Source organism: Pseudoalteromonas sp. S2721 (assembly GCF_005887425.1).
Lineage (GTDB): Bacteria > Pseudomonadota > Gammaproteobacteria > Enterobacterales > Alteromonadaceae > Pseudoalteromonas > Pseudoalteromonas simplex.
This window is the reverse complement of record NZ_PNCZ01000018.1, coordinates 85873-94285: the sequence shown is the minus strand read 5'-3', so window position 1 is coordinate 94285 and position 8413 is coordinate 85873. Positions and strand designations below refer to the sequence as shown.

Annotated in this window: 8 protein-coding genes; all 8 read left to right on the top strand. The window is 43.3% G+C overall.

Features of this window, described 5'->3' with window-relative positions:
• The first annotated feature begins 132 nt into the window (after nucleotides 1-132).
• The 8 genes from CWC02_RS08830 to CWC02_RS08795 all read left to right on the top strand — a co-directional run bounded on the left by CWC02_RS08830 (nucleotide 133) and on the right by CWC02_RS08795 (nucleotide 8372).
• Nucleotides 133-1314, top strand: coding sequence for a thiolase family protein (locus CWC02_RS08830; RefSeq protein ID WP_138617741.1), 1182 nt, complete (start codon nucleotides 133-135; stop codon nucleotides 1312-1314).
• A 91-nt stretch (nucleotides 1315-1405) separates the two neighbouring features.
• Nucleotides 1406-2896 carry a CoA-acylating methylmalonate-semialdehyde dehydrogenase gene (locus CWC02_RS08825; RefSeq protein WP_138617739.1) on the top strand — a complete coding sequence of 497 codons (1491 nt, stop codon included), beginning with the start codon at nucleotides 1406-1408 and terminating at the stop codon, nucleotides 2894-2896.
• A 110-nt stretch (nucleotides 2897-3006) separates the two neighbouring features.
• Nucleotides 3007-4164: an acyl-CoA dehydrogenase family protein gene (locus CWC02_RS08820; RefSeq protein WP_138602212.1), complete on the top strand. Its 1158-nt coding sequence runs from the start codon at nucleotides 3007-3009 to the stop codon at nucleotides 4162-4164.
• A gap of 10 nt (nucleotides 4165-4174) precedes the next feature.
• The gene (locus CWC02_RS08815; RefSeq protein ID WP_138617736.1) at nucleotides 4175-4954 is read left to right on the top strand and encodes an enoyl-CoA hydratase; all 780 of its coding nucleotides are present in this window, start codon (nucleotides 4175-4177) and stop codon (nucleotides 4952-4954) included.
• Entirely contained in the window at nucleotides 4954-6096 is a 1143-nt protein-coding gene (locus CWC02_RS08810) for an enoyl-CoA hydratase/isomerase family protein (protein WP_138617734.1), read from the top strand. Before CWC02_RS08815 ends, CWC02_RS08810 begins: the two co-directional genes overlap by 1 nt.
• Nucleotides 6097-6113: 17 nt before the next feature.
• Nucleotides 6114-7004, top strand: coding sequence for a 3-hydroxyisobutyrate dehydrogenase (gene mmsB / locus CWC02_RS08805; protein ID WP_138617732.1), 891 nt, complete (start codon nucleotides 6114-6116; stop codon nucleotides 7002-7004).
• 9 nt (nucleotides 7005-7013) lie between these two features.
• A complete protein-coding gene (locus CWC02_RS08800) occupies nucleotides 7014-7775 on the top strand; it encodes an SDR family oxidoreductase (protein ID WP_138617730.1) in 762 nt (253 codons plus the stop codon).
• Nucleotides 7776-7883: 108 nt separating this feature from the next.
• The gene (locus tag CWC02_RS08795) at nucleotides 7884-8372 is read left to right on the top strand and encodes a hypothetical protein (protein ID WP_138617728.1); all 489 of its coding nucleotides are present in this window, start codon (nucleotides 7884-7886) and stop codon (nucleotides 8370-8372) included.
• The last annotated feature ends 41 nt before the right edge of the window (nucleotides 8373-8413 follow it).

Here is an 8413-nt window from a genome sequence, read left to right as displayed (position 1 = left end):
AAATATTATGTATGCTGAATTAAATCGAAATTAAACTATAACAAATTAACTGTTTGGTTACACATGATTTGAACACATGATTTGAACACATGATTTGAACACATGATGATAACCACTTACATGGAGCCAATTATGACTACTGAAGCCGTTGTTATTGTTGCCGCAAAACGCACCCCTATGGGTGGTTTTATGGGCGCACTAAGTGGTGCACACGCAACTGATTTAGGTGCTACAGCTATTAAAAGTAGCTTAGAGCAAGCCGGTTTATCTGCCGATAAGATTGACGAAGTGATCATGGGCTGCGTATTACCAGCTGGTCTTGGTCAAGCACCTGCACGCCAAGCAATGTTAAAAGCGGGTCTTAATCAAGGTACTGGCGCTACAACAATCAACAAAGTATGTGGTTCTGGCTTAAAAGCTGCAATGTTTGCCCATGACTTAATTAAATCAGGCTCTATCAACTCAGCGGTTGCTGGTGGCATGGAAAGCATGAGTAATGCCCCTTATATGTTACCAAATGCACGTTCAGGTATGCGTATGGGTCATGGCGAAGTAAAAGATCACATGATGTGTGATGGCCTTGAAGATGCTTACGACAACAAAGCAATGGGTTGTTTTGCACAAGACACTGCTGATCAGTATTCAATTGGTCGTGAACAAATGGATAACTTTGCGCTTACCTCACTAACTAAAGCGAATAGTGCGATTGAAACCGGCGCATTTGCAAACGAGATTGCCGCGCACACTATTTCTACACGCAAAGGTGATGTGACCGTTGCGATTGATGAGCAACCAGGCAATGCACGTCCTGATAAAATCCCGGGTTTACGTCCTGCATTCAAAAAAGACGGTACGATTACAGCTGCAAACTCGTCATCAATTTCTGATGGTGCAGCAGCGCTTGTGTTAATGCGTGAATCAGATGCTAAAGCACAAGGTTTAACACCACTGTGTCGTATTGTTGCTCACAGCACACATTCTCAAGCACCAAGTGAATTTACTTTAGCACCGGTTGGCGCGATGCAATCGCTTTTAGAAAAAGCAGGTTGGTCTGTGAATGATGTTGATTTATGGGAAATCAACGAAGCGTTTGCCATGGTGACTATGCTTGCAATTAACGAGTTAAAACTTGATGAAAGCAAAGTAAACGTAAACGGCGGTGCCTGTGCACTTGGTCACCCAATTGGTGCAAGCGGCGCGCGTATCTTAGTTACCTTAATTCATGCATTAAAGAATCGTGGTCTTAGCAAAGGTGTTGCCTCACTGTGTATCGGTGGTGGTGAAGCTGTTGCTATGGCAATTGAAGCTATTTAATCACTTTAGAATTTTAATCTCTCACAGCCGCAACGTATTTTAAAAACTATCATGTTGCGGCCTCTTTATACCCACTGGGGAGGAGTGCCTCATGCACCAAGTACCTTTATTTATCAACGGCGAATTTACCCAATCAAGTTCATCGCAACTGATTGATGTTATCAATCCTGCGAACCAAGAAGTGTTAGCCCAAGTACCGTGTGCAACGGATGCTGAAATGGATGCAGCCATTGCCTCTGCAAAAGAAACATTTAAAACATGGAAAGAAGTGCCAATTTCTGAGCGTGCGCGCATTATGATGAAATACGCTGCACTACTAAAAGAAAACCATGACGAGCTTGCGACGATTATTTGTCATGAGCTGGGTAAAACATTTGAAGATGCCAAAGGCGATGTTTGGCGTGGTATTGAAGTGGTTGAGCAAGCAGCCAATGCACCATCTCTGATGATGGGCGAAACAATGGAAAACGTAGCGCGTAAAATCGATACTTACTCTTACATGCAACCATTAGGTGTATGTGCGGGTATTACGCCATTTAACTTCCCTGCGATGATCCCTTTATGGATGTTCCCACTAGCTATTGTGTGTGGTAACACCTTTATTCTGAAACCATCAGAGCAAGATCCACTAACACCGATGCGTTTAGCTGAATTGTTTGTTGAAGCGGGTGCGCCAAAAGGGGTGTTACAAGTTGTTCATGGTACAAAACCACAAGTTGACCGTTTATTAGAAGACCCAGCAGTACGTGCTATTTCATTTGTTGGTTCGTGTGGTGTAGGTGAATACATCTATTCAAAAGGCACAGCAAACCTTAAACGCGTGCAAGCTTGTGTAGGTGCAAAAAACCACATGGTTATTATGCCAGATGCCAGTAAATCGCATGTTGTAAACAACCTAGTAGGCGCGTCTGTAGGTGCTGCGGGTCAGCGCTGTATGGGTATTTCGGTAGCTGTATTTATTGGTCAAGCAAAAGACTGGGTTGATGAAATTAAAGCTGGCTTTGAAAACGTACGCCCAGGTGTATGGGATGATACCAACGCGGCTTACGGCCCACAAACATCAAAAGCTGCTAAAGATCGTATTTTATCGCTTATCGCAAGTGGTAAAGAGCAAGGTGCAACGTGCTTAATTGATGGCTCTGACTTTACTGTTGAAGGTTACGAGCAAGGTAACTGGGTTGGTCCAACGCTATTTACTGATGTAACCACTGAGATGGATTTATACAAAGAAGAGATCTTTGGTCCTGTATTGGCTTGTATGTTCGTAGATACTCTTGAAGAGGCGATTGAGCTTATCAATAACTCGCCTTACGGTAACGGTACTTCGTTATTTACATCAAGCGGCGCTGCTGCACGTAAATTCCAACATGAAATCGAAGTAGGTCAAGTTGGTATCAATGTGCCAATTCCTGTGCCACTCCCGTTTTTCTCTTTCACAGGTTGGAAAGGCTCATTCTACGGCGACCAACACACCTACGGTAAGCAAGGTATTCGTTTTTACACAGAAACGAAAACAATTACTTCACGTTGGTTCGAGGATGATATCGCCTCAGGTCCTAACATGAGTATTAACCTTAAATAAGCCGTAATTAATTTACTGCTGAGCGAGCACACGCTCGCTCAAAGAACACACATTTAAACGACAACAATCGTTTTTCACACAAGAATAAGACAACAAAATAGAGGTCTACTATGGACTTTAATTTAACCGAAGATCAGCAAGCGTTTGCTGAAACAGCCCGTCAGTTTGCAGAGTCAGAACTTGCTCCACATGCAGCTAAGTGGGACCAAGAACACATTTTCCCGAAAGACACCATTAAAGCAGCCGGTGAGCTAGGCTTTTGTGGTTTATATACCCCTGAAGAAGCGGGCGGCTTAGGTTTATCTCGCCTAGATTCAAGCATTATCTTTGAGCAGCTTGCCATGGGTTGTACCGCAACAACCGCTATGTTGACCATTCATAATATGGCAACCTGGATGATTGCAAGCTTTGGTACTGAGGAAGTAAAAGCTCAATACTGTGAACAATTAGTAATGGGTGAGTTACTTGCGTCTTACTGTTTAACAGAGCCTGGCTCTGGCTCTGATGCGGCATCGCTAAAAACCAAAGCGGTTAAAGAGGGCGATGAGTATGTGATCTCAGGCTCTAAGATGTTTATTTCGGGTGCTGGTGAAACTGATTTACTTGTAGTTATGGCGCGCACTGGTGGTGAAGGCGCTGCCGGTATTTCGGCATTTGTTGTGCCAGCTGACGCAGCAGGTATCGAATACGGTAAAGCTGAAGAAAAAATGGGCTGGAATGCACAGCCTACACGTTTAATTAGCTTCGAAGGTGTCAGAATTCCTGCAGCTAACTTATTAGGTCAAGAAGGCGAAGGCTTTAAGTTTGCAATGCAAGGCTTAGACGGTGGTCGTATTAATATTGCTACCTGTTCATTAGGTACAGCACAAGCAGCTCTTAATACTGCGCGCGAATACCTAAAAGAACGTGAGCAATTTGGTAAGCCTTTAGCTGCTTTCCAAGCACTGCAATTTAAGATTGCTGATATGAACACCGAGCTTGTTGCCGCTCGTCAAATGGTACGCTTAGCCGCATTTAAACTAGATACCGGTGACAGCGAAAAAACCACCTACTGCGCGATGGCAAAACGTTTTGCTACAGATGTTGGTTTTAAAGTCTGTGACGACGCACTACAAATTCACGGCGGTTACGGTTACATCAAAGAATACCCATTAGAGCGTCATTTCAGAGACGTCCGTGTGCATCAAATTCTTGAAGGCACAAACGAAATCATGCGTGTGATTATCGCACGTCGTATCTTAGCAGAGTCAGCTGGCGACATTCTATAAGGAGCAACCTATGTCTAATCCATCGATTGATTTAAATATTGAAGGTAACGTAGCGGTTTTAACTATGAATAACCCGCCAGCGAATACCTGGACACAAGATACATTAACCGCGCTTAAAGACACTGTAACTGAGCTAAATGCTGACAAAAATGTCTATGCATTAGTGATTACAGGCCAAGGTGAAAAGTTCTTTAGTGCAGGTGCTGATTTAAACGTGTTTGCCAGCGGTGACAAAGGCGTTGCTGCCACTATGTCAAAAGTGTTTGGTGATGCATTTGAAGCATTAACCAATTTCCGTGGTGTATCAATCGCGGCAATTAATGGTTATGCCATGGGTGGTGGTCTTGAAGTGGCTCTTGCTTGTGATATTCGTATAGCTGAAGAGCAAGCTCAAATGGCACTGCCTGAAGCGAAAGTTGGCTTACTGCCTTGTGCTGGCGGTACTCAAAACCTTGCGTGGCTTGTTGGTGAGGGCTGGGCAAAACGCATGATCTTATGTGGCGAGCGCCTAAAAGCAGATAAAGCTCGCGAAATTGGCCTTGTTGAAGAAGTTGTTGGCACTGGTGAGAGCTTAGCTGCAGCAATGAAACTTGCTAACCAAGTTGGCGAGCAAAGCCCAGTTGCTGTGACTGCATGTAAAGAACTTATTCAAAAAGGTCGCACACAACCTATGGCCCATGCATTGCCATTAGAGCGTGAGTTATTTGTACAATTATTTGATACGCAAGACCAAAAAGAAGGCGTGAATGCGTTCTTAGAAAAGCGTAAAGCAAATTGGATAAATGGCTAATGACTAACGTAACACTACTAAATCATCAAGATGCGCCTGTGGTGTTTGAAACTGCAGAGGCCGAGAGTGGCCTCATTGCAATTGCAACACTCAATGCGCCTAAGTCTTTAAACGCTTTAAATTACGACATGATCCAACTGCTTGAGCCTCAGCTTAGAAAATGGGCTGACGATGACGCCGTTGCCATGGTTGTGCTAAAAGGGGCTGGCGAAAAAGCATTTTGTGCCGGTGGCGATGTAGTAAGCCTGCATAAAGCAATGAGCACAGGTGAGCCAGCTAACTACATTGAAGACTTTTTTACCCTTGAGTACAAATTAGACTATCTAATTCACTGCTATGAAAAGCCAATATTACTTTGGGGTAATGGCATTGTTATGGGGGGCGGCCTTGGCTTAATGGCTGGGGCAAGTCACCGTGTGGTAACAGAGACATCACGTATCGCAATGCCTGAGCTAACCATTGGTTTATACCCTGATGTGGGCGGCAGTTATTTCTTACATAAAATGCCTGAGCAAGTGGGTCTATTCTTAGGGTTAACTGCGGCGTCTATCAATGCTGAAGATGCCTTGTTTGTTAATCTTGCTGATCACTATGCAACAGCAGATAAATATGACGCTATTTTAACGGCTATCACCGCTGAAAAGTGGGGCAAAACAGCCTCATTAAACCACGAAAAGCTAACTAACATTTTAATCTCTATTGATAATATTTCAGGCCGTGTTCCTAAAGGCAATGTAAAAGATAACTTAGCGGTTATTCAAAAGCTGGCTGAGTTTGATTCATTGCAGGGGAAAATTGACTACATTCAAGCTTTACAAACTGAAGAAAAATGGCTTACCCGTGCGCAAAAGTCATTAGCACATGGTTGTCCGCTTAGTTGTGCGCTGGTTGAACGTCAATTAGCAAATTCAAAAGAAATGACATTAGCAGATTGCTTCAAAATGGAGCTGGGTATGTCGGTTCGCTGTGGCGAAGTAGGCGAGTTCCAAGAAGGGGTTCGTGCGCTGTTAATCGACAAAGACGGTGCACCTAACTGGCAGTTTAAATCGCTTAGCGATCTCGACGAAGCAGTTGTAGATAGCTTCTTTACAGCACGCTGGGATGAGCAATCTCACCCACTAAACTCATTAACGTCATCTTAAGTCCAAGGGGTAAACAAATGGCTAAATTAACAATAGGATTTATTGGTTTAGGCAACATGGGTGGCCCAATGGCGGCAAACCTTGTCAATGCAGGTCATACAGTTCGCGTGTTTGACTTAAATAAAGCGGCGGTCAGTGAGCTTGCCGATAAAGGTGCAATTGCTGCAAACGATGCAGCAGAGTGTGCCATTGGCGCTGATATTTTTATCAGTATGTTACCAGCAAGCAAACACGTTAAATCGCTTTATTTAGGCGAAACAGGTCTTATCAACTTACTTGATAGCAAAACCTTAGTGATTGACTGCTCAACCATTGATGCCGAATCAGCGCGTCAAGTGGGTAGCGAACTTGCTCAAAAAGGCATTGATTTTGTTGATGCGCCGGTATCAGGTGGTGTTGCAGGTGCAACAGCGGGTACTTTAACCTTTATCGTCGGTGGTGAGCAAAGCCACTTTGAAAAAGCCAAACTGGCTCTAGTAGATATGGGTAAAAACATCTTTCATGCTGGTGATATTGGTGCAGGCCAAGTCGCAAAAATCTGTAACAACATGTTGCTAAGCATTTTAATGGCAGGTACTAGCGAAGCACTACAAATGGGGATAAATAACGGGCTAGATCCAAAAGTGTTAAGTGAAATCATGACTGCAAGCTCTGGTCGTAACTGGACACTTGAGCTTTACAACCCATGCCCTGGTGTAATGGAAACAGCACCAGCAAGTAATGATTATAAACCGGGCTTTATGGTTGATTTAATGGCGAAAGACTTAGGTCTTGCTATGGAAGCGGCTCAGCAAAGTAATTCATCTACCCCAATGGGGTCAATGGCGAAGAATCTATACACTATGCTTCAGCATCAAGGTGCGGGTAGTGATGATTTTAGCGCTATTTTTAAATTATTCTCGAAGTAGGAGATTGTTGTGGAAATTAAAAACAACAACATCGTAATTACCGGTGGTGCGCAAGGTTTAGGCTTTGCGATGGCCGAGAAATTTGCATCCCTTGGCGCGAACATCGCCCTTATCGATATGCAACAAGACGTACTTGATACTGCAGTATCAGCGCTTGCCAAGCATGGCACAAAAGTTATGGCGTATGCTGCTAATGTCACAGATGAAGATGCTGTGGTAGCAACGTTCAACACGATTAACAAAGACTTTGGCCATATCGGCGTGTTAATTAATAACGCGGGTATCTTACGCGATGGTATGTTTATCAAAGCAAAAGAAGGCAAAGTAGTTGATAAAATGTCGTTGGCTCAATTTCAATCTGTGATTGATGTGAACCTAACCGGAGTATTCTTAGCAGGGCGTGAAGCTGCGAGCCACATGATTGAGTCTGGCAAAGGTGGCGTTATCGTTAATATGTCGAGTGTTGCTCGTGCTGGTAACATTGGCCAAACAAACTATGCTGCGTCTAAAGCCGGTGTTGTTGCGATGACAACGGGTTGGGCGAAAGAACTAGGTCGCTTTAGTATCCGTGTAGGTGCAATCGCACCGGGTGTTATTCGCACAGCAATGACAGATGCAATGAAACCAGAAGCAAAACAACGCATGATGGCGGTAACGCCAGTGGGTCGTTTTGGTGAAGCAGAAGAAATTGCCCAAACAGCACAATATATAGTAGAGAACGACTTCTTTACAGGTCGTGTTGTTGAAATTGATGGCGGTATCCGCCTTTAGTTTGAAATGGTAACCCTTTACCCATTGAAAGTACCAAAACGGTAAGCCTAGCTTGCCGTTTTTTTATTTTTAAAGTATTTTAAATTCATAATAATAAGGAGATTTGTTATGAACACTGATGGCATTACAGTATCAATGAGCAAGGGAATTAAAGCCAACTTCAAACTGGGTGAACATTTAATTGAATACTGGGGTTCTGCTTACTCAGGTAAAGAAGTTCTGAAAGTAGACGGTGAATTAATAGCAGAATCACGTAACTTTAAAACGAAATCTGTTCATGAGTTTAATATTGATGGTAAAGCCTGCCAATTAACAGTTTCAGTGACTTTATTCAGGAAGTTTTCTTCTACCATCACATTAGAGTGTGAGGGGGAGCTAGTTCACAGTTATCAACTCACATATGGTAAAACCCGACAAATTGCTTGGTATTTAAAAGCAATCCCATTTTTATTTGCAGGGATTTTAGGCTGGTGTTTTGCCGCTGATATTCTTACCTTATTAGAGTTAGTCATTTTTGGCTGCTTAACCTTTGCAATATCAGAGCTGCTTATGAAAGATCAAGGCTGGATCATCGAAGAGCAAAAGCCTTGTAATTAACTGCCTAGCATTCAATAATTAAGCGGTTAAAAGCCGCTTAA